The organism is Tropicimonas marinistellae, from assembly GCF_001509585.1.
Classification (GTDB): domain Bacteria; phylum Pseudomonadota; class Alphaproteobacteria; order Rhodobacterales; family Rhodobacteraceae; genus Tropicimonas; species Tropicimonas marinistellae.
In genome coordinates, this window is the sequence record NZ_LNCI01000001.1 from 332,348 (window position 1) to 352,742 (window position 20,395).

The window sequence follows — 20,395 nt, forward strand, 5'->3', positions numbered from 1 at the left end:
GCCCGCTGCGAGCCGATCGGCGGCCGACCAGAAAGAGGGAAAAAGGCGCGGGCGCGCCTCAGGCGATGAAGTCGCCCGCGTCCACGCTCCCGGGGTTCACGTCTTCCAGATAGACTTCGGCGTTCTTGTTCAGGCGTACCAGCGTGTCGTTGCCGCCATCGCGTGACAGGATCTTCAGATCGCTCTTCTTGGTCGCGGCCATGATGGTCAGGCTGTCGCCGTCGCCGGCGTTGTAATCGCCGACATAGTCCGATCCGAAGCTGTCACCATAGAACTTGAAGGTGTCGGCGCCCTCGTCGCCGTTCATCCAGTCGTTGCCGCCGTAGATGCGGAACAAGTCATTCCCGTCGCGGCCTCTGAAACCGTGGTCCTTCCCGCTGTCGATGAAGACATCGCGCTCGTCCGAGCCGTCGACCCGTTCGATGCTCTTGATGGTATCGGTGGTGCCGAACCCGTCCTTGATCTTCCCTTTCTTCATGTCGGCACGGATGCCGGCATAGCCGCCCTGGTCGTCGTCGCGGTCGTAACGAAGCCTGTCCCAGCCGCCGCGGCCGTCGAGGACGTCGTTGCCGGCAAAGCCGACCATCGTGTTGTCCTTTCCATCGCCGCGGATGACATCCTTGAGGAACGTGCCGCGGACCCCTTCGATGCCCTTGACGCTGTCCTTCGCTCCGTCGGGGCCGACAATCGTTCCGGCCTTCAGATCGGCCTTGATCCCCGAAACGGCGCCATCCGGGTTATAGTACCATTCCTCGTAGCTCAATTGGTCGTACCCGGCGCCACCGTTGTAGGAATCCTTCCCTCCCATGTCCTGGATGAAATCATGACCGCCATTGGCATTGACCGTGTCGTTGCCGCGTCCGGTGCGGATATCGTCCCAGCTCAGCTCCAGGTCCCAGGTTTTCGGCTTGCCGTTGTCGGAGCCCATATGCGTGGACTTGAAGCTATCGAGAAAGGTGAAGACGCGGTCGAAATCCTCTTCCCGGTTGTACCAGCCTTGCATGGCGACCAGCGGCACGTCGATATTCGTCACCTTGATCTGAAGGTTTCCGGTCGCATCAAACATCCGGATTTCGGTAACTGAGCCTGCGTAGTACTGATCCTCGCCCTTGTTGGGGCCTTCCTCTGGCTTGTAGGTCTTTGCGCCCTTTGTCAGGAACTCGATACGATAGGCATTCCGGTCGTCCTCAAAACTCCGCCCGAGGCTCTCATTGTAGGTCAGCACGATCTTGTTCGACTTGGGATTGATGTCATAATATTCCGTATCCCACCGGAAACCGTGAATTCCCTTGTTCGCTTCGTAGTACTTCCAGATAGCCATTTGTCCCCCCTGTCTCTTTACTTAGAAAACCGCGAAAAAAGTCAGAAGAGCCTATCACGCATCCGGCATTCGAACAACGATCAGAAATTGTTGGAGATTTTTCGCTCCCTCCGCGCGACGGCTTCGTCGCGAGGGACCTCCCGGCCGGACGTCGATCTGTGAGACGCATCCCACACCTCACCCCGCGCCCGGCTACGGGGTGATCCACACCTTCCGGTTCGGCCCGGACCATCGTCCGGCGCAGGCCGCGATGAGCACGGCGCGTGGCGGACGGAGCGATGCCTGACACTCGCTGTCAGGCGGTCGCCCCACATTCTAGGCGGGAATGTCGCCCGCTTCGATGAGCTTGGCGCTGAACGCCTTGTAGGCACGCCGCCAGGCGTCCTCCAGTTCGGGCGTCAGGGCATCGCCGAGCTTGTCGGCCAGCGACTCGATCAGCGCGTCTTCCATCGGGACGAAATGCGACTGGCGTATGCCGAGCGTCGTGTGCAGGCGTCCGAGCTCCGCGTAGTCGATGGTCGAATCCTCGGGGTGCTCCATGTCGGCGAGGATCAGGCCGAGGGTGTTCATGAACCGCATGCCCTGACCCTTCAGATCCTCCCGGAACAACTCGCGCAACTCCGGTGCGCGCTTGAACAGCGCTTCGTAGAAGTGCACGGAGGTTGGCTCCAAATATGGGCGCAGATCTTCGAAGCTCTGCTTGACCCGCGTTATGTCGTCTTGTGTCGGCGGCATCGCTTACTCCTTGCTGGCGTTACGGCCTCCCTTGCATGAGAGTGTCACGGAAATGCGAACCGCGGATTTGATTCAGCGCAAACTGCGGGTCTTGCACGGCTGTTTCGGGGCTCGCTGGATGCGCGTGATGAAAATATCGTCAGGAATCGGCGGCCCCGACACCGGATTCCGGTGGAATGCCATTGATTTCCGGTGGGCGTGAGTGAGTCCCTGCCGGGGATCGGGCGGGGTTGGAACGGCGATGCCGCGCCCTATATATTCGTGATGATGAATGTTAAGGAGCCGATCCCATGGGCCGCGACCTGAAACTTACGTGCTTTTCCTGCGGTGTGACCAACCGGCTCCCGGCCGGAAAGATGGAAGCGGGCCCCAAGTGCGGCACCTGCGGTGCGCGCCTGGCGGACGGGCGCGTGCACGAACTGGACTTCCGGGACATGCAGTCGGCGATCCGCCATGACGGTCTGCCGCTTCTGGTGGATTTCTGGGCGCCGTGGTGCGGCCCGTGCCGGGCGATGGCGCCGGAGTTTTCCAAGGCGGCGGAGACGCTGCGCGGCAAGGTGCGGTTTGCAAAGGTGGACACGCAACGCAACCCCGACGCGACGGTGCATTACAATATCCGCGGTATCCCGCAGCTGATCCTGTTCGACCGTGGCCGAGAGGTGGCGCGCTTGTCCGGTGCCCGCCCGGCAGCGCAGATCGCGGCCTTCGTGCGCGATCACGCGTCGCTTCCGGCTTGACATCGCGGCACCGTTGGGCGAAGGGAAGCCCCCGTGGGGCCGTAGCTCAGTTGGGAGAGCGCGTCGTTCGCAATGACGAGGTCGTCGGTTCGATCCCGATCGGCTCCACCAATGAAATCAGACAGTTAGATGGCGCCCGCGACAGGCAACTTGCGCCCCGATCGCACCGGGATCGCACCATTTCTGGCCGGGTTGGCGATTGCCCGCGCTGATCCGTCCGGGATTTGAAAGGCATCTGATGCGATTCCATCTGGCCTTGAGGCGAGATCGGGCGTCCTCCCATGTGGGAGGAACGGGTTTTGGGGCATTTTCGGCCTGGCGATCTGCCGCAGACGCGGAAATGGCGGGAGGTTGTCGACCTCCTGCAAGCGGACGCGCGGTCGCGGCGGTTGCTTCGGCAGCAGCTATTGCCGCGAGAGACGCGCTGAGGAGCGCAGCCAGAGACCCGCAGTCCTGACCGTTGTCGGCCTGCTCACCGAATTGCCGCACACGGCGCGAGGCCCCGCCTTGCGTGATTCCATGGCTGGGCTTGGCATCACAAATCTCGATTCCGTTCCCGCGCTGCTCTCCGGGATCGCGTAGGCGGTCGACCGTGAATGGCTGAGGGCCGGGCACCGCACCGACATTGGCGAGATCGGGCTGACATCCCTGCTGACAACACTATCGGAGCGCTTTGATCGGGACCTGCCGAGCCTTTTCGATCCCACGCCAGCCCGGATCCGTACCGCGCTCGGTCGGCTCGCCTCGGGTGACCGCTTCGGCTCCCTGACGCGCAGTTATTTCGCCCGCGCCGTGGAGCAGACGCTGCAACATTATCTCCGCCGCGAGCTTTCTAATCACGTAGGCCCGGGACAGCGTTTTGCCAATGACGCAGATCGCCGGGCCTTCGATCAGGTGCTGGACCAACATGCCTGGGAAGCTGCGCGGATCGTGGAGAGCTATGCCGGTGGCTGGTACGGCAAGACGATCTGGCAAGGCCGCGGGGCCGAACCGGAGGACATCCGCGAGTTCACCCTCTTCTCGATGAAGAAGCTGCGGAGCGAGCTGGAACGGCGGAGCGATGCCGCGTGAGGTCCGCATCCGCCTGAACGGCCCGCTTGCGGGCGGGCAGAAGGAGCAATTGCCCTTCGACATCGACGGCACCGCCGTCAGCATGCGTTTTCGGGTTGGCGAGCTTGGTCGCAAGCAGGTCACGGCTGTCCCGGAAATGGTGCATGATCTGCTCGACATTGCCGCGACCCTTTACGCCGCCGACTGTAACATCAGCCGATGGCGATCAGTGCTGCAGCGGCTGTGGCTTTGAGGCTCGTGTTGAACATTGGTCTATCCTTTGTCAGGTGAAGTTGACTGGATTTAGCGATTGAAGCCAGCGACATGGTCGCCGAACTCGGCAGCCAAGCCCATGCCTTGAATGGCCTGCTTTAACTCTGATGGAAGTTTGCCGAAAAAGTAGAACGCGCCGGGCGTGGCCACTTCGAGCAGGCTTTGGAAGTGGGGTCCCGCCGTTTCCTGAAGGTGGAAGCCGACTGCAGCCGCGTCTGCAAACTCGTCGCGGACATAGAGCGCGCCTTCGTCCTCCGACACGTAGACATGTACGGCCAATGCCCCGGGCTCGTTGGCTTCCATGGCGTCTGTGACGCCTTTGTAGATCGTCGTCAGAGCCGCAAGCCGGCCCGGCTTGGCCGTCCATTTGTAGACGACTGTAACTGCGTTGGTGTCCATGTTCTCTCTCCGTGTCCAGGCTTCGTCTGATCAGCTCTGCTTAGGTAACTGATCGGTTACCTTGACATGGGTAACTGATCGATTACCTTTGAGTCAACGAAAAAAGTGAGGACGACGATGCCAAGCCCAAAGGGATACAAACGCGAGGACGTTCTGGACCGCGCGATAGAGCTGTTTCGAAGGCAAGGCTATTCCGCCACAAGCACGGCGGAACTGGTGGAAGAGCTGGGGATGAACCGGAAGAGTATGTATGCCGAGTTCGGGTCGAAGCAGGAACTCTTTGAAGCCGCGCTCGAGCGCTATAGCGAAATCAACCTCGCGCGTGTGCTTTCTCCGATAGAGGCTCGAGGCGCGAACGCTCAAACAATACGCGAAGCCTTTCTCGGATACGCCTCCGCGAGCGAAACAAGGTATCGGGGTCTTGGTTGCCTCATGGCAAACACCGCTGTCGAAAGGGCGGCCCTTGATCCAGGCAGTGCGAGGTATGTCGATGCCTATCTACAACGCCTTGCGAAGGGGTTCCGCAACGCTCTCGAGAACGCACGCAAAGAAGGCGATGTGGACGACGCGGCAGACCTGGACGATCTCGCGGCGCATTTCGTGAACTCGGTGGTGGGCATCTCGGCATTGCTGCGAGCAAAGGCGACGCCAGATCAGATGTACGCCGCGGGTCGAGGCGCGACATCCATGCTTGGAGCACGCTGAGGCCGAGCAGCAAGATCGGCCATCCAATTGGCCAACCTCATCGGCACCTTTGTCCGCATCTTCCCAACTCCTTGCCAGCGCTGCGAATGACGGCAGCGGACTTTGTTGGTTGACGGCGCCCGCCGACGGTCGGTCTGGGGACTATGGCTGTGCTGGCGAACACGCAACGGAGCGGTGATTGGCAGTAGCGCGCCCGAGAGAGGTCGCTCAGTCCGGTTGTGCAAGGACCGTCCTATGGGTCGATCCCGCGCTATCATGGACGTGTGCCGAGGAAGCAGGTCCCAGAGCCAAGAATAGGACTTCAAACGCTCAGCGTTACAGTGTGACGTCCACCTTTGTGGCCGGGTTCAGATCATCATTCGGGTCCGTCAGGATGCCCTCTGGGAAAGAAACCGAGATCGGCTGGTCTTTCGTGTCCATGCAGAGCATGTGGTTGTTGTCCCCATCACCCAGGTTGGCCAGAGCTGCAGGCTTTACGTCGCGCCGTGTCCCATCGGTTGCCTCGACCGTGATCGTGTAAAGATCGCGCTCCGCCTCGCCTGGTTCGGTACCGTCTTCCAGCGTCACGCCGCCCTCCCACGTGACACGGATTGCCTGGACGATGCCCTCTTTTGGGCAGAGGCTGCCCCTAACGCGACGCGGGCCCAGAGTTCCGACAAGTGTCCAGTCTTCCACGACTTCGGCCAGAGTGATCGACGGCCCGTCTTCGAGGGGTATCACCGACACGCTGGCTCCACGAAAATCCACTGTTCCGTCGATGGAGTGCAGATGCCCGACGACGTCAACTTTGACCGGCGGATCGCTGTCAGCAGGTCCCAGTTGCCCTATCAGAAGGACCGTGCGCAACTCGCCCGGATCGGTGGCGGGCAAAACTGACGCGCAGTGCATAGTCCCGATCGCACCTGACCGTGTTGTGACCTGAAAGTCACCCGCCTGCATCGTGGCGACGTCTATCTCCGTTGAGAAGATCACAGGCATTCCAGTTTTGCCCTCTGATCCTCTGCAAATCACATTGGAGAGGCGTGGCAGCGCATCGAGCCCGTGAAAGGCCGAAAGGAGCTCAGCAGATTGTCCATTTGCCTCTCTCGGAAGGCCTGCGTCCGCGGTCGTGTCGAAGAGTTCGCGATTCGAGATATTGTCAGTCCAAGCCCCGGGTCCATAAGAAATAATCCAGATGATGCCAGCGCTGATCACCGCTGCCACAGCAACCAACCCACTTATCAAAGTGCGCTTCGAAATATACCTGAGCATACGACATACCTCCGCTCAATCAGGCTCACTGTTAATACTTACTCCGTACTCCCTGAGACCCAAATCAGGGTGTCGGAGATGCGAAACGCGTTTGAAAGAACCCGAATTGGCAGAGGGGCGATGCTTATCGGAATTCGCCGATCCGAACCATGCAGATTGCTACGACTACGATGCGACAGTTGGGTTCTCCATGAAAAACGGTCTGTCCGACAGATTCACCTTTGATGTGGTGAGCGAAGAATGTCCGGTTCCTGATTGCAGAGTCTGACAACTGGCGACCACGCAGGGAGTGCTGCGCTGCCGCGGATGTCCGCGAAGTCGGCTAAGCTGACTCTGAAAACGTCGTGAAGTGGTGGGCCGATCGGGTAGATCGGCCCAACTCGTCAAAGCTCGACGGACTCGGCGATTGAGAGCGCATCTTCCAGATCGACACCGAGATAACGGACAGTGCTATCCATCTTCATTTGTCCCAGTAGGAGTTGCACCGCTCTCAGGTTGCCAGTCTTACGATATATCTGCGCAACCTTGGTTCGACGCATCGAATGCGTTCCGTACGAAGTGGGGTCCGGGCCGATCGACTGGACCCATTCTCGAACCAGGCGCGCATACTTGCGGCTGGAGACGAGCGGCCGCTCATGGAAGCGGCCTGGCCATAGGAACTCCGAACCGATCATCAAAGGATCCGCGATTCACTGCGAGATCGATCTGCGCGTTCCTTCCGAAATCTCGAACCGAACTGGTTTGTCCGTTTTGCTTTGGATGATCGAAGCGCGCTCCTTGACCAGTCCGGCAGCGTAAACATCCGCGACCTTGAGTTTCACGAGATCGCACCCTCGCAGTTTGCTGTCGATGGCAAGATTGAAGAGGGCCAGGTCACGATACCGCTCGGCAAGTTCCAGTCGTTCCCGGATGGCCCAAACCTGCTTGGGCAGCAGCGGTCGCTTCTGACCGACAATTCGCCCCTTGTTCCACGGTTGTCGGCAAGCTCGGACAACAGGAAGGTCTACGTTTTCCATGACGTTTCCTCAGATCCGCCACTCCCATCCGCAGCGCCAACCCGGCGTCGGCGACCCGGGATTTGCCTTTGGGGCTGCTTTCGGGAGATCTCCGAAGCCCAGCGTACGGCGGCTGTAACCTACCAACCTGCCGTTCGACGTTGGTATCCATCAACACCGTTCGCAAACGCGGCATCGTTCAAGAAGGGCGCGCTCCGGCCGTTAATTGTACGGCGCAACGATGTCGGCAACGTACGTAATGAACGATTTCTTGGACGCAGGCTGACCGGCGGGCAGTGGAACGAGTATACATGTTGCTTATCGATGAAAACGGTCCAGCCCCAATTTCGTCTACTGCAAAATGCTGAACATGCGGCGAGACAATGACTATAGGTCTGTCCAAGCCCCTCCGGCATCGTTGCTGTCAGCCGCGGCATGAAAGAAGTCGACCCCACGCGCGCCCTCTGCGAGCAGCGGAAGGTTGAGCAGACCATCCTCAAGCGCAACCCGGTCGCGACGCGCCTCAATGGCAACCGCCGCCTCGGTATAGAGATTGGCCCAGGCATCGGACAGCGCCTCGCCGTGGCCGCGCGGCAAGCGGATCATGCGCTCCGCGCGGGGATGCATGCCCGCGCCGGCACCACGGGTGATCGTCTGACGTGGTGCGTTGCGCATGTTTACGTGCAGGTGTTCGGGCATCTCATGATCCCATTCGATCCCGCCCTTTTCGCCGTACACCCGCAAGCGCAGCCCAGTCGTGTTGCCAATTGCGGCCTGCGACAGCCACATCACGCCCGGAGCGCCGTTTTCCAGCCGGAAGTTGATGAAGGACGTGTCTTCCATCGGCTTCTCGCCGCCGCAGACGTGGAAATCCGCACGCAGCTTCGCGATCCGCTGGCCGGTGACGAACTCCATCATGTGGACGGCGTGGGTGCCAATATCTCCGGTCGTGGCCGTTCTGCCGCCTTTGGCGGGGTCCAGCCGCCAGGCCAGTTGCTTGACGCTCGGGTCGAATGCACCTGCGCGCCCGTCCTGCGCATATTCGACCATGACCTGGCGCACGGAGCCGATTGCCCCCTCGGCAACCATGCAGGCCGCTTGAACAACCATGGGATGATAGGCGTAGGGATAGGTGACGGCAAAGACGACGCCGGTGTTTTCCGCGATCTCGGCCATCGCGGCGCAGTCTTGCCGCGTGAGCGCAACGGGCTTGTCGCAGATGATATCGATCCCGGCCGCCATGAACGCCTCGGCGACCGGCCTGTGCAGGAAATTGGGCGTGCAGATCGCGACCGCGTCGATACCATCGGTCCGCGCCGCCTCTTCCCGCGCCATCACGGAAAAGTCGGAATAGCTGCGCTCTTCGGCGATGAGCCAGTCTTTCCCGGACCTGCGCGCCGTTTCCGGGTCCGACGACAGGGCCCCGGCGACGATCTCCCAGCGACCCGAAAGGCGCGCGCCATTCGCGTGCCATTGAGCGACCAGCGAGCCGCGCCCGCCGCCGACGAAGCCGAGCCGCAGACGCCGTTGCGCGGCGGGATAGCTGGACGAATGCTTGTCATACATGGCGTCTCTCCCGCCTTACCTTTCGCCTGTCGGGCGGGCCGTTACAGCCGCACCCATTCTCCGCCCGCCTCGTTCGAACGAACGGTGGCTTCTATGAACCGTACCCCGTCAGCGCCGTGGGCAACAGTTGGCAGGCCCAGCCACCCCTCGGGGATACCGACCCCATCCTTGCGCGCCACGACGGCCATGGCGAACTCCGTGTAGAGATTGCCCCAGGCCTCGATGATGCCTTCCGGGAATCCGCGCGCGGTCCGCACCAGCCGTTCAACCGACGGGCTGACGCCGTGGCCGTGACCGCGGCTGATGATCCGGTCCGCCTCGCCGAAGCGATTGAACCGGAGCTGTTCGGCCTTCTCCAGATCCCACTCGATGCCCCCTTCGGAGCCGAAAATGCGCAGCCGCAGACCACCACGGTTCCCCGGTGCCAACCGGGTTGCCATCAATGTTCCCGGCACCTCGCCGGTATGGCGGGTCCAGGCGAAGAACGTGTCCTCCACGGGTTTGGGAGCGCCGCAGACGTGGAACTCGGCCCTGAGATCGGTCAGCGTGAGCCCGCTGACGAATTGTGCCAGATGCGCGGCATGGGTTCCGATATCGCCGACGCAGCTGGTTTTCCCGGTCTTGGACGGGTCGAGGCGCCATTTGACGTGGGGCGCGTCGGCCACCTCGTCGGGCGTCATCCAGTCCTGCAGAAACTCGACATGGATCTGGTTGATCCGGCCCAGCCCGCCCTCGGCCACGATCTGGCGCGCTTGCCGGATCATCGGAAAGCAGGACATCACATAAGACACGCCGAAGACGCAGCCCGAGGTTTCGGCAAGCCCGATCAGATCCTCGGCCTCGGACATCTCGTTGGTCAGCGGCTTGTCACAGAGCACGTCGATGCCGGCATTCAGGAAAGCCTTAGCTGCAGCGTGGTGCAGGTGGTTGGGCGTCGTGATCATCACTGCGTCCACACCCTCGGGATGGCGCGCCTCGCCCTCGGCCATCTCCTCGAAGGAGGCATAGGCGCGATCCGGGGCGATCCGGAACCCGGCCGCTCGTGCCTTCGCATTTTCCGGATCGGAGGAAAGCGCGCCGGCGACCACCTCCCAGTGGTCGCTCATCCGGGCGGCCATTGCCTGCGTCGCGGCGATCCGCCCGCCGCCAGCGATCCCGAGGCGCAGCCTGCGGTTGAGCTGCGGAAAAGGACCGTCGAAGTCTTGATTTTCGGGGAATAGCTTCATCGCGGGCCTCATTCTGGGGGCGTGGCGCCTTCGGGCAGCATTTCAACTGCCATAAAAATCGAGGGCGTGATCGTTTCGAACTGGTGCCAGGGATAGTTCCCTTCGGCATCGAACATCGGGCGATGCGTGCTGCCGGGCGCCATCGGCTCTTCGAGATAGAGCGTGTCGACATCCCTTTCGCGGCATTGCTGCATCTTTCCGAAGCCCACGATCTGGGTATGCACCTCGCGGAAGCCCGGCACCGGGCAGAAGGCGTGGTCGCGGTGCAGCCCGACATTCAGCGGAACCGAGCCGGAATGGTAGAAGGTGAAGCCGAACTGACCGATCCAGACCTTGGGCGACATGTAATGGCTGACGCCGCGCAGGCGCTCTTCCTGCCGGACGTCGAAAGCCGAGGGCCAGACCTTCTTGACCTCCTCAAAAAGCGCCGCCTCGTCGGGATAGTCGGCGAAGCGTTCAACAATCACGGCATGGTCGAGATCGCGCAGCTCAACATCGCGCACAACCGTCGATTGCAAGTAACGAAGCTCTTGGTCGCGGATGCCAATCGGCGTTTCGCTCAGGTTCAGCACGATGACCTTGCCATGAATCTCCAGTTTGGGCTCATCGGAGACGATGCGCGTTGTGAAAAATGGCTCGGAGATGGAGAGGGTTTCGATCGGCATCAGTTTCGGCCTTGCGGGAAGGTTTCAGGTAGGGGTTCAGGCTGCGCGCAGCGGCTGGTCAGATCGACAAAGCGGCCGGTCTCGGCGGAGGAGAGCATCCCCTCCATCGCCTCGTAGACGTGAAAGGCCATCTCGCCGCTGGCGCGCGGCTGGCGGCCTTCCCGGACCGCCTGCGCCATATCGAGCAGGCCGATCCCGCGGGCGTCGTAGTTGTACCCATGCGTGTTTTCGGCCACCGACCATTCCGCCGGCGCCTTGGGCCGGGGACGCATGGTCCAGCGCGACGTGGCCCGGGTCCGGTACCAGACCGGCCCCTGAAAGATATTCGCGCCATCGCCGGGATCGGGATCGGGGATACAGATCGTGCCCTCTTCTCCATAGATCTCCAGCCGGGGCGTCTCGCTCTCCCAGACATCGAAACTCACCATCATCTGGCCGATGACGCCGGAGTCGAACTCCATCAGGCTGAGACAATGGGTGTCGACCGCGACCGGCATCATCTCGCCATGACGCGGGCCGTTCTCGATCATGCGCTCGGGGAAGGTCTTGCGCGCCATGCCCGCCACGCGCCGAATGGGGCCGAGGCAAAACACGAGGGCCGTTAGGTAGTACGGGCCAAGGTCCAGAAGCGGCCCGCCGCCCGTCGCATAGTAGAAATCGGGGTTGGGATGGTGCCGCTCTACACCATGGGTCGGCACGAAGGCGGCCACGCCCGTGGGCGCGCCGATCACGCCGCTGTCGAGCAGTTTTCGCACGGTCTGCCAGCGCCCGCCGAGGAACGTGTCGGGCGCGTTGCCCACGAGCAGGCCCTTGTCCCGGCCAAGCGACAGGATTGCCCGCCCCTCGTCCAGATCGGTCACGAAGGGTTTCTCGGAATAGACATGCTTGCCAGATTCCAGCGCTGCGCGGCTGATCTGCGAATGCGCCGCTGGGATGGTCAGGTTCAGGATCGCATCCACGTCTTGCGCAGCAATGACCGCTTCGGGAACCGTTGCACGCGGGATGCCGTATTGCGCCGCCTTCGCCCGGCTCTCGGAAATGTCGAGGCTCGCACAGGCGACGATCTCCAGGCGGTCAAAGCTCTTGCAGTTCTTAATGTAGATATCGCTGATCTTTCCGCACCCGATCAGGCCTACACGCAGCTTGTCCATACGTTCCTCTCCAAGTGTCCCTCTAAGCAAGCCGGAACCGGCGGTAGAGTCGCAATCAATTTCGGATCACGGATAAATACTGATGCACCAGTTACATCATTGGTGATGCTAAATGAGGTGAATGATGTGATTTGATTTGGAGTTCTACGCCATGGACGTGAGCCGCCGCGCCACGATTGCCGAGATTGCCCGACTGGCGGGGGTTGGAACGGCGACGGTCGACCGAGTGCTGCATAACCGCGGGACTGTCCGGGAGACCACGCGACAGAGGGTCGAGCAGGCACGCGCGGCAATCGAAAGTGGCGCGCCAATGTCGCCGCGCGCCCGTCCGTGGCGGCTTAAGGTGCTTTTACCCGAACTCGCCGGAGCCTCCACCGACTATCTGGGCCGCTGCCTCCAAGCCTGCGGCGCAAAAGGCAATGCGACCGTCGAATGTGTCTTCGCCCGCAGGTTGGAGCCAGCGGCGCTCGCGCGCAAGCTCAGGGCCTGTGCCGGGCAGGGGATCGACGCCGTCGCCTTCCAGGCATTGGAAGACCCCCGCGTGCATGATGCCGTCGATTTCCTGCATGACGTCAGGATCCCCGCGCTCGCGCTCCTGTCGGGGCTGGCAAACCCCAATATCATCGGCACCGTCGGCATCGACAACAGGGCCGCGGGCCGAACGGCAGGCCATCTCATGGGGCGTCTCACCCGGCAGGCCGGGCAGGTGGTCATTGTCACCGCGGGTAGCCTCTACCGGCTTCATGAGGACCGCGAGATGGGGTTCCGGGCGGCGCTGCGCACGGGATTTCCACATATCACCGAGACAATCGTTTTGAATGGTGAGGATGACGGAAATCGTAACTTCACCGTCATGCGCGAGGCATTGACCAAGTTTCCTGATCTTGTGGGGGTCTACAATGTCGGAGGCGGCCACGAAGGAATCGTGAACGCGATGCAGGAGGCCGGGGTCGTCGGTGAACTGGTCCATATTGGCCACAACCTCTCGCAAGAAACCCGCTCTTTCCTTATCGATGGGAGCATGGACATCGTGCTGCATCTCGACATGAGTACAGTAGCTGAACTCGCAGTCGAAGCGATGGTCGCGCAATTGGAGCAACGGCAAGTTTCGACGGGCTTTCTTCCCACCGGTATCGTGACGCGCGAGAATACCTTTGGCTTTGCTTTTTCCTGAGCCGGCTGCCGGAGTTAATACGGCCATTTTGAATCAATGACATTCTTCGTAACCATAGGGCCTGAAACTCCGTTCCGAATTTCGGATGCTGGCCGGGCCCGGTTGCCGCCTGGAGAGACGGATCCTGGGGATGTGACTGAAGACCAAAGCGGCCCTTGTCGTGCCCTTCGCTGCACAAGTCACAAATGACGCCATTGGGCCGTTCACGACCCTTTCGGTGCACTCCGGATTGCGCAATTCGCCAGTGCAGAGAACAGCAAAGGGCGGCAACCGGTCATTCGCTGCAATTGCTGAGCTGAGCATTTGGAGCGATGACAGGGGACATTGACGCACGAGTCTGGGCCCCTGTGTTGGTTCGATACTTTGGCGTATGGTCTAAAGCGATTTTCGGCACGGTGGTCACTTGGATGAGTTGCGCCTAAGTTCATGGAACAACTGGGTGGGAATGGGGTCTGTGGCTTTCACGCTTCGTCAGATTCAGTACTTTGTGGCCGTTGCGGAGCACGGCTCCATCAGTCATGCGGCGCAGGCGTTGTCGATTTCCCAGTCGTCAGTGACGGAGGCGGTACGGTTCCTCGAGGATGACCTGGGGGTGAAGCTTTTCGACCGACACCCGAGAGGACTGCGGATCACCCACAAGGGGCACCAGTTTCTGCGGCATGCCACGTCGATCCTGGCAGAGGTGTCAGGCGCGCGGCGGGCGCTGGAACTGGAAGGCGAGGAGATTTCCGGGACGCTTCATCTTGGTGTGACCTCGCTGATGGCGGGCTACGTGATGTCTGATCTGCTGGCCCGCTACCGACGCGCCAATCCGCTGGTGGAGGTGTCGGCTATCGAGGACAACGGAGAATATCTGGAACACCTGTTGGTCGGGGGCGAACTGGACGTGGCGGTGATGGTCACGTCGAACCTCAACGACAGGATGGCGCTGCAGGTGGAAATTCTTGAGGTGTCGCCCTATCGCCTCTGGCTGCCGATCGGCCATCGACTTGTGGCTCAGGATAGCATCACTCTCGACGACCTGACGGGCGAGCAACTGATCATGCTGGACATCGACGAGATGGGGGAGGCGGCGGTCAAACTCCTGTCGGCGCTCGGCACACGCCCGCGTATCGCCTTTCGGACCAGGTCGGTCGAAGCTGTGCGCAGCCTGGCGGCCACCGGGGCGGGAATCGCCCTGCTGCCGGACCTCGTTTATCGGCCCTGGTCGCTCGAGGGGGATCGCATCGTTTCCCGGGATGTCTCGGGGTCACTTCCGGTGGTTCAGGTCGGGATGGCTTGGCGAAAGGGCTCGCCACTCTCCGACGCGGCACGAGATTTCATTGCGATTGCGCAGGAGCATCAATCGGTTAGAGAGCGCTGACATTCGGTATCGGAAATTCCGATAGCGTCGTTTTGTATTTTGAATTTGCGAATTCCAAGCCCGGCGCTCATCCTGTTTGGCAAACCAGAAGCCCTCAAGGGCTCAGCTTTGTCCAACAGGAGACCGAAATGCGCGCACTTTCCTACAAACTTGGCCTACTTGCATCAGCCAGCCTGATCTCGACCCAGGCCGTCGCGGCCGACATGATCACCGAGATCGGTGAAGGCGAAGGCCAGGTGAACATCGTGGCCTGGCCCGGCTACATCGAGCGAGGCGAGACCGACGCCAACTTCGACTGGGTGACCAAGTTCGAAGAAGCCACTGGCTGTATGGTCAACGTCAAGACCGCGAACACCTCCGACGAGATGGTCGCGCTGATGAACGAGGGTGGATTCGACCTCGTGACCGCCTCCGGCGACGCCTCGCTGCGGATGATCGCCGGTAAGCGGGTTCAGCCGGTCAACATCGACTTGATCCCGAGTTGGGCGAACGTGGACGACCGCCTGAAGGAAGCGCCCTGGCATTTCGTGAATGACACGCATTACGGCACGCCCTACATGTGGGGGCCGAACGTGCTGATGTATTCGACCGATGCCTTCCCCGAAGCACCGACGAGCTGGTCGGTTGTGTTCGAAGAAACCACGCTGGCCGACGGCGAGAGCAACAAGGGGCGTGTGCAGGCTTATGACGGGCCGATCCACATTGCGGATGCCGCCAACTACCTGATGCACCACAATCCGGACCTTGGCATCACCTCGCCCTACGAGCTGAACCAGGAACAGTATGACGCGGCTCTCGAACTGCTGCGCGGGCAGCGCGAACTGGTCTCGCGCTACTGGCACGATGCCTTCATCCAGATTGACGACTTCAAGAACGAGGGCATGGTCGCCTCGGGCTCCTGGCCGTTCCAGGTCAACCTGCTGCAGGGCGGCGGCGCAAATGTCTCCTCGGTGATCCCGGTCGAAGGCGCTACCGGCTGGGCCGATACCACGATGATGCATGCCGAGGCCGAGAACCCGAACTGCTCCTACATGTGGATGGAGCACACGCTGGCCTCGAACCTGCAATCCGACCTCTCGGTCTGGTTCGGCGCCAACCCGGCGGTTCCAGCCGCCTGCACCGACGGGCGCGGTATGCAGACCGCCGAGGGCTGCACCAAGAATGGCATGGACGACTTCGAGAAGATCAAGTTCTGGCAGACGCCCGTGTCCAAGTGCGAAAGCCAGGGCGAGTGCGTGCCCTACTACCGCTGGGTTTCCGATTACATCGGCGTGATCGGCGGTCGCTGATCCCCACATCCTGACACCACTCACATCCATCGCCCTACGGGGCGGTGGATCCTCCCGAGAGACTCCCATGAGAACATCAGCAGTCCGATTCGATGGCGTGTCCCGCCATTATGGTGAAGTGCGTGCGGTCGATGCGGTCGACCTCGACATTGCCGAAGGCGAGTTCTTTGCCATGCTCGGCCCCTCCGGTTCCGGCAAGACGACCTGCCTGCGCCTGATCGCCGGCTTCGAGCAGCCGACCGATGGCGACATCGTCATCTTCGGCGAAACGGCGCAGGGGGTGCCGCCCTACAAGCGCCACGTGAACACGGTCTTCCAGGATTACGCGCTGTTCCCGCATCTGAACGTGCTCGACAACGTGGCTTACGGGCTGATGATCGCCGGCAAGCCGAAGCGCGAGCGCCATGCAGCGGCCGAGGCCGCACTGGAACTGGTGGCCCTGCCGGGCTACGGCGCGCGCAAACCGTCGGAGCTTTCCGGTGGTCAGCGGCAGCGGGTGGCCTTGGCGCGTGCGCTCATCAACGAGCCCCGCGTGCTGCTGCTGGACGAGCCGCTTGGCGCGCTCGACCTGAAACTGCGCGAGCAGATGCAGGACGAACTCAAGGACCTCCAGCGCAAGCTCGGCATCACCTTCATCTTTGTCACCCATGATCAGGGCGAGGCCCTGTCGATGGCCGACCGCGTGGCGGTCTTCAACGAGGGCAAGATCGTCCAGATCGGCAAACCCGAAGATATCTACTACCGACCCGAAGTGCCCTTCGTGGCCGATTTTGTCGGCTCCTCCAATGTTCTACCGCCCCGTGTGGTCGAGAAGATGGCCGGCCAATGGAGCCATGCCTCCGTCCGACCGGAGGCCGTCAAACTGGTCGATGCCGGCATTGGCGCCGACGGGTTGCACGCAACGGTTCACTCCACCGCCTTCATCGGTACCGCGACCCGCGTGTCGCTGGATCTCGACGGATTCTCGATGGTCGCGCTGCTGCCCAAGGGGGCCCGGATCCCCGATGCCGGGGAACAGGTCCATGTCACCTGGGGTTCCGAAGACCTGCACCTGATGGACGCCGCGTGATGACCGATCACGTTCTGGAAACCGACCGCTCCGGCGGCCTGAGGGGCATATCGGACGCGCTCTGGCGCAATCCGCGCCTCGTGATCCTGCTGCTGCTGACCCCACCGGCCTTGTGGCTCGGCATCGTCTATCTCGGCTCACTCTTTGCGCTGCTGGCGCAGAGTTTCTTTTCGATCGACGAGTTCTCGGGGCTGATCCAGTACGAGTTCACGCTCAAGACCTACAAGGAACTCTTCACACCGACCAATCTCGACATCATTATCCGTACGGTGGTGATGTCGGCCTGCGTGACCATTGCCGCGGCCATCGTGGCCTTTCCAATCGCCTACTACGCGGCGCGCTATGCCCGTGGGAAATGGAAGGCGCTCTTCTATCTCGGTGTCATGCTGCCGCTCTGGTCGAGTTATCTCGTGAAGGTCTATTCCTGGAAGCTGATCCTGGCCAAGGAAGGTATCCTGAACTGGCTTTTCGAGACGCTGCATCTGAGCTGGCTGCTAAATGCCTATCTGTCGATCCCCGTCATCGGCGGGAATTCCCTGTCGGTCAGTTGGACCGGCACCTTCCTGGTGTTCCTCTATGTCTGGCTGCCCTTCATGATCCTGCCGATCCAGGCCTCGTTGGAGCGTGTGCCGCGCTCGATGACAGAAGCCTCCGGTGATCTCGGCGCCTCACCGCGCCAGACCTTTTGTCACGTGTTGTTCCCGCTGGCGCTTCCGGGGGTGATCGCTGGCTCGATCTTCACCTTCTCGCTGACACTCGGCGACTACATCATTCCGCAGATCGTGGGTTCCTCGCGCCGCTTCATCGGACAGGCAGTCTATGCCTACCAGGGCACCGCCGGAAATATCCCGCTGGCCGCCGCCTTTGCCGTGGTGCCCATCGTGATTATGGCCTTCTACCTCTGGATCGCCAAAAGAATGGGGGCGTTCGATGCGCTCTGATCGTGCTCCCTTGGGCCTCAAGATCGCCGCGGGTCTGGGCCTTGCCTTTATGCACCTGCCGATCCTGCTGATCTTTGTCTATGCCTTCACCACCGAGGACAAGTCCTACCAGTGGCCGCCCCCCGGCTTCACCACCAAGTGGTTCGGCGTGACCTGGGCCCGCCCGGATGTCTGGGAGGCACTGTCGCTCTCGGTGCGGGTTGCCGCGATCTCCACAGCCATCGCTCTGGTGCTCGGCACGCTCTGCGCCGCCGCCGTGAGCCGGACCAAGTTCTTCGGCCGCGAGGTGGTATCGCTGATGGTCATCCTGCCGATCGCGCTGCCGGGGATCATCACCGGTATCTCGCTTCGCTCGGCCTTCAACCTCGCGGACATTCCGTTCAGCTTCTGGACCATCGTGCTGGGCCACGCGACCTTCTGCGTCGTCGTTGTCTACAACAATGCCGTGGCGCGGTTCCGCCGCACCTCCGGGTCGCTGGTGGAGGCATCGATGGATCTCGGCGCGGACGGGTTCCAGACCTTCCGCTATGTGATCCTGCCCAACATCGCCACGGCGTTGCTGGCAGGCGGGATGCTCGCCTTCGCGCTCAGCTTCGACGAGGTGATCGTCACCACCTTCACCGCCGGTCAGCAGCAGACGTTGCCGATCTGGATGCTGGAGGAACTCGTTCGCCCGCGCGAACGCCCGGTCACAAATGTCGTCGCCATGGTCGTGGTGATCGTGACGTTCCTGCCGATCCTCGGCGCCTATTACCTCACCCGCGGCACCGATACCGTTGCCGGACAGGGCAAATAAGAACAGGGAGAAACCTCATGGAAACCAACATGCTCATCGGCAGCTCCTTCGAGGCCGGAACCGAGATCGAGGAGTTGGTGCTCAACCCGCGCACGGGCGAGACAATCCTCCGGATGCCGGAGGCCAATGGCAACCAGATCGACCGCGCCGTTGCCGCTGCCCGCGCTGGCTTTGCCACCTGGTCCCGCACCACACCGGCCGAACGCTCCGAAAAGCTTCTGGCAATCGCTGACGCGGTGGACGCCAATTCGGAAGAACTGGCACAGCTGGAAGCGCTCAACTGCGGCAAGCCGATCAACGAAGTCCGCAACGAAGAGGTCGGCGCCGTGGCGGACTGCTTCCGCTATTTCGCCGGCGCAGTGCGCAACATGCACGGGCCGCTGGCGGGCGAATACATGGAGGGCCACACCTCGATGATTCGCCGCGATCCAATCGGCGTCGTCGCCTCCATCGCGCCGTGGAACTACCCGATGATGATGATGGCCTGGAAACTGGCCCCGGCGCTTGCGGGCGGCAACACGGTGGTTCTGAAGCCTTCCGAGCAGACGCCGCTCACCGCCCTGAAACTGGCGCAAATCCTGTCCGGCATCCTGCCCGAAGGCGTGGTCAACGTCATCGTCGGTCAGGGCGCCAGCGTCGGCAATACTCTGATCAACCACCCGGGCGTCGACATGATCTCGATCACCGGCGACATCGCCACCGGCAAGAAGGTGCTGGTTGCTGCGGCCAATACGGTCAAGCGCACCCATCTGGAACTGGGCGGTAAGGCCCCGGTGATCGTCTATGACGACGCCGATCTCGACCGCGTGGTCGAGGGGCTGAAGGCGTTCGGCTACTACAACGCGGGCCAGGACTGCACCGCTGCCTGCCGGATCTATGCGGGCCGGAAGATCTACGACAAGCTTGTCGGTGACCTTTCCGGCGCGGTCTCCTCCATCGTCTACGACAATGCCGACGACACGCTGAACGAGATCCCGCCGCTGATCAGCCAACGCCAGCGCGACCGGGTGGCCAGCTTTGTTCAGCGCGCCGCCGATCAGAGCCACATGGAAATCGCCACCGGCGGTGCGCTTCACGACGGCCCGGGCTTCTACTACCAGCCGACCGTGATCGCGGGCGCGCAACAAACCGACGAGATTGTCCAGCGCGAGGTGTTCGGCCCCGTGGTTTCGGTCACCCCCTTCGGTGATGATGACGACGTTATCGGCTGGGCTAACGACAGCCAGTACGGCCTCGCCTCCTCGGTCTGGACCACCGACATCGGCAAGGCGATGGATGCTTCCTCCCGCCTGAACTACGGTTGCACCTGGGTGAACACCCACTTCATGCTGGTCAACGAGATGCCGCATGGCGGCCTCAAGCAGTCCGGCTACGGCAAGGACATGTCGATGTTCGCGCTCGAGGACTACACCGCCGTGCGCCACGTGATGATCGCGCATTGACCTGATCGTTCCAGATTTCCAAACCGATTGACGACCCGGGATAACCCCGGGTCGTTTCGTTGAAACTTTGGACGATCCTGAAACAACTTGGCGATTGTGAAGGTCGATCTTTCACTATGTCTCTAATGTCAGGTCCAAAAAAGCCGCAGCGCAGCGCGCGGTTGTTGCTCTTAACGCCGGTTTGGGCCGTTCGCGACTAACCCTAGTATGTTGCACCTTCAAAATGGGCAAGGTGAGTAAAGGTCGG

At 61.6% G+C, this 20,395-nt stretch carries 19 protein-coding genes, 1 tRNA gene and 1 pseudogene; 12 read left to right on the forward strand and 9 right to left on the reverse strand.

All coding sequences use genetic code 11. From position 1 onward, the window contains the following. Window positions 1-58: 58 nt before the first annotated feature. Entirely contained in the window at window positions 59-1,321 is a 1,263-nt protein-coding gene (locus ARC39_RS01505) for a calcium-binding protein (RefSeq protein WP_068108976.1), read from the reverse strand. Between the two features lie 315 nt (window positions 1,322-1,636). Next, window positions 1,637-2,056, reverse strand: a complete 420-nt coding sequence (locus ARC39_RS01510; RefSeq protein WP_068108979.1) for a globin domain-containing protein — start codon at window positions 2,054-2,056, stop codon at window positions 1,637-1,639. Between the two features lie 290 nt (window positions 2,057-2,346). On the opposite strand from ARC39_RS01510, the gene trxC reads away from it, so the two are divergent. The 4 genes from trxC to ARC39_RS01535 all read left to right on the forward strand — a co-directional run bounded on the left by trxC (window position 2,347) and on the right by ARC39_RS01535 (window position 4,096). Continuing rightward, complete coding sequence (trxC, locus tag ARC39_RS01515) at window positions 2,347-2,793, forward strand: thioredoxin TrxC (RefSeq protein ID WP_068108983.1); 447 nt, start codon at window positions 2,347-2,349, stop codon at window positions 2,791-2,793. Window positions 2,794-2,828: 35 nt separating this feature from the next. Next, a tRNA-Ala gene (locus tag ARC39_RS01520) sits at window positions 2,829-2,904 on the forward strand. A 783-nt stretch (window positions 2,905-3,687) separates the two neighbouring features. Then, on the forward strand, window positions 3,688-3,864 hold the full coding sequence (locus ARC39_RS25760) for a hypothetical protein (RefSeq protein WP_161470915.1): 177 nt from the start codon (window positions 3,688-3,690) through the stop codon (window positions 3,862-3,864). Then, entirely contained in the window at window positions 3,854-4,096 is a 243-nt protein-coding gene (locus tag ARC39_RS01535; protein ID WP_068108992.1) for a hypothetical protein, read from the forward strand. Before ARC39_RS25760 ends, ARC39_RS01535 begins: the two co-directional genes overlap by 11 nt. Window positions 4,097-4,146: 50 nt before the next feature. Here ARC39_RS01535 and ARC39_RS01540 read toward each other — a convergent pair whose 3' ends face one another. After that, a complete protein-coding gene (locus ARC39_RS01540; RefSeq protein WP_068108995.1) occupies window positions 4,147-4,515 on the reverse strand; it encodes a putative quinol monooxygenase in 369 nt (122 codons plus the stop codon). Between the two features lie 117 nt (window positions 4,516-4,632). On the opposite strand from ARC39_RS01540, the gene ARC39_RS01545 reads away from it, so the two are divergent. Continuing rightward, on the forward strand, window positions 4,633-5,220 hold the full coding sequence (locus tag ARC39_RS01545) for a TetR/AcrR family transcriptional regulator (protein WP_068108998.1): 588 nt from the start codon (window positions 4,633-4,635) through the stop codon (window positions 5,218-5,220). 315 nt (window positions 5,221-5,535) lie between these two features. On the opposite strand, the gene ARC39_RS01550 is transcribed toward ARC39_RS01545, so the two are convergent. The 6 genes and pseudogenes from ARC39_RS01550 to ARC39_RS01575 all read right to left on the reverse strand — a co-directional run bounded on the left by ARC39_RS01550 (window position 5,536) and on the right by ARC39_RS01575 (window position 12,074). After that, window positions 5,536-6,423, reverse strand: coding sequence for a hypothetical protein (locus ARC39_RS01550; RefSeq protein ID WP_149866270.1), 888 nt, complete (start codon window positions 6,421-6,423; stop codon window positions 5,536-5,538). A 431-nt stretch (window positions 6,424-6,854) separates the two neighbouring features. Next, a pseudogene (locus ARC39_RS01555) lies at window positions 6,855-7,487 on the reverse strand (tyrosine-type recombinase/integrase). A 366-nt stretch (window positions 7,488-7,853) separates the two neighbouring features. Beyond that, a complete protein-coding gene (locus ARC39_RS01560) occupies window positions 7,854-9,032 on the reverse strand; it encodes a Gfo/Idh/MocA family protein (protein WP_068109005.1) in 1,179 nt (392 codons plus the stop codon). 41 nt (window positions 9,033-9,073) lie between these two features. Next, window positions 9,074-10,258: a Gfo/Idh/MocA family protein gene (locus tag ARC39_RS01565; RefSeq protein WP_236545089.1), complete on the reverse strand. Its 1,185-nt coding sequence runs from the start codon at window positions 10,256-10,258 to the stop codon at window positions 9,074-9,076. An 8-nt stretch (window positions 10,259-10,266) separates the two neighbouring features. Next, on the reverse strand, window positions 10,267-10,923 hold the full coding sequence (locus tag ARC39_RS01570; protein ID WP_068109011.1) for a hypothetical protein: 657 nt from the start codon (window positions 10,921-10,923) through the stop codon (window positions 10,267-10,269). Then, window positions 10,923-12,074 carry a Gfo/Idh/MocA family protein gene (locus ARC39_RS01575; protein ID WP_068109015.1) on the reverse strand — a complete coding sequence of 384 codons (1,152 nt, stop codon included), beginning with the start codon at window positions 12,072-12,074 and terminating at the stop codon, window positions 10,923-10,925. Before ARC39_RS01575 ends, ARC39_RS01570 begins: the two co-directional genes overlap by 1 nt. A gap of 151 nt (window positions 12,075-12,225) precedes the next feature. On the opposite strand from ARC39_RS01575, the gene ARC39_RS01580 reads away from it, so the two are divergent. The 7 genes from ARC39_RS01580 to ARC39_RS01610 all read left to right on the forward strand — a co-directional run bounded on the left by ARC39_RS01580 (window position 12,226) and on the right by ARC39_RS01610 (window position 20,148). Beyond that, complete coding sequence (locus tag ARC39_RS01580; RefSeq protein ID WP_068109016.1) at window positions 12,226-13,248, forward strand: LacI family DNA-binding transcriptional regulator; 1,023 nt, start codon at window positions 12,226-12,228, stop codon at window positions 13,246-13,248. A gap of 445 nt (window positions 13,249-13,693) precedes the next feature. After that, on the forward strand, window positions 13,694-14,611 hold the full coding sequence (locus ARC39_RS01585) for a LysR family transcriptional regulator (RefSeq protein WP_236545108.1): 918 nt from the start codon (window positions 13,694-13,696) through the stop codon (window positions 14,609-14,611). 128 nt (window positions 14,612-14,739) lie between these two features. Beyond that, complete coding sequence (locus ARC39_RS01590; RefSeq protein WP_068109020.1) at window positions 14,740-15,900, forward strand: ABC transporter substrate-binding protein; 1,161 nt, start codon at window positions 14,740-14,742, stop codon at window positions 15,898-15,900. Window positions 15,901-15,967: 67 nt separating this feature from the next. Beyond that, window positions 15,968-16,969 carry an ABC transporter ATP-binding protein gene (locus tag ARC39_RS01595; protein WP_068109023.1) on the forward strand — a complete coding sequence of 334 codons (1,002 nt, stop codon included), beginning with the start codon at window positions 15,968-15,970 and terminating at the stop codon, window positions 16,967-16,969. After that, entirely contained in the window at window positions 16,969-17,910 is a 942-nt protein-coding gene (locus ARC39_RS01600; RefSeq protein ID WP_068109026.1) for an ABC transporter permease, read from the forward strand. The genes ARC39_RS01595 and ARC39_RS01600 overlap by 1 nt, the downstream gene beginning before the upstream one ends. Next, window positions 17,900-18,706, forward strand: a complete 807-nt coding sequence (locus ARC39_RS01605; RefSeq protein WP_068109028.1) for an ABC transporter permease — start codon at window positions 17,900-17,902, stop codon at window positions 18,704-18,706. Before ARC39_RS01600 ends, ARC39_RS01605 begins: the two co-directional genes overlap by 11 nt. Before the next feature lie 17 nt (window positions 18,707-18,723). Beyond that, entirely contained in the window at window positions 18,724-20,148 is a 1,425-nt protein-coding gene (locus ARC39_RS01610; RefSeq protein ID WP_068109031.1) for a gamma-aminobutyraldehyde dehydrogenase, read from the forward strand. Window positions 20,149-20,395 lie beyond the last annotated feature (247 nt).

Coding starts and splice junctions, on each gene's coding strand:
- ARC39_RS01505 (WP_068108976.1), bottom strand. CDS start 1,321: ATGGCTATCTGGAAGTACTACGAAGCGAACAAGGGAATTCACGGTTTC.
- ARC39_RS01510 (WP_068108979.1), bottom strand. CDS start 2,056: ATGCCGCCGACACAAGACGACATAACGCGGGTCAAGCAGAGCTTCGAA.
- trxC (WP_068108983.1), top strand. CDS start 2,347: ATGGGCCGCGACCTGAAACTTACGTGCTTTTCCTGCGGTGTGACCAAC.
- ARC39_RS01535 (WP_068108992.1), top strand. CDS start 3,854: ATGCCGCGTGAGGTCCGCATCCGCCTGAACGGCCCGCTTGCGGGCGGG.
- ARC39_RS01540 (WP_068108995.1), bottom strand. CDS start 4,515: ATGGACACCAACGCAGTTACAGTCGTCTACAAATGGACGGCCAAGCCG.
- ARC39_RS01545 (WP_068108998.1), top strand. CDS start 4,633: ATGCCAAGCCCAAAGGGATACAAACGCGAGGACGTTCTGGACCGCGCG.
- ARC39_RS01560 (WP_068109005.1), bottom strand. CDS start 9,032: ATGTATGACAAGCATTCGTCCAGCTATCCCGCCGCGCAACGGCGTCTG.
- ARC39_RS01565 (WP_236545089.1), bottom strand. CDS start 10,258: ATGAAGCTATTCCCCGAAAATCAAGACTTCGACGGTCCTTTTCCGCAG.
- ARC39_RS01570 (WP_068109011.1), bottom strand. CDS start 10,923: ATGCCGATCGAAACCCTCTCCATCTCCGAGCCATTTTTCACAACGCGC.
- ARC39_RS01575 (WP_068109015.1), bottom strand. CDS start 12,074: ATGGACAAGCTGCGTGTAGGCCTGATCGGGTGCGGAAAGATCAGCGAT.
- ARC39_RS01580 (WP_068109016.1), top strand. CDS start 12,226: ATGGACGTGAGCCGCCGCGCCACGATTGCCGAGATTGCCCGACTGGCG.
- ARC39_RS01585 (WP_236545108.1), top strand. CDS start 13,694: ATGGGGTCTGTGGCTTTCACGCTTCGTCAGATTCAGTACTTTGTGGCC.
- ARC39_RS01590 (WP_068109020.1), top strand. CDS start 14,740: ATGCGCGCACTTTCCTACAAACTTGGCCTACTTGCATCAGCCAGCCTG.
- ARC39_RS01595 (WP_068109023.1), top strand. CDS start 15,968: ATGAGAACATCAGCAGTCCGATTCGATGGCGTGTCCCGCCATTATGGT.
- ARC39_RS01600 (WP_068109026.1), top strand. CDS start 16,969: ATGACCGATCACGTTCTGGAAACCGACCGCTCCGGCGGCCTGAGGGGC.
- ARC39_RS01605 (WP_068109028.1), top strand. CDS start 17,900: ATGCGCTCTGATCGTGCTCCCTTGGGCCTCAAGATCGCCGCGGGTCTG.
- ARC39_RS01610 (WP_068109031.1), top strand. CDS start 18,724: ATGGAAACCAACATGCTCATCGGCAGCTCCTTCGAGGCCGGAACCGAG.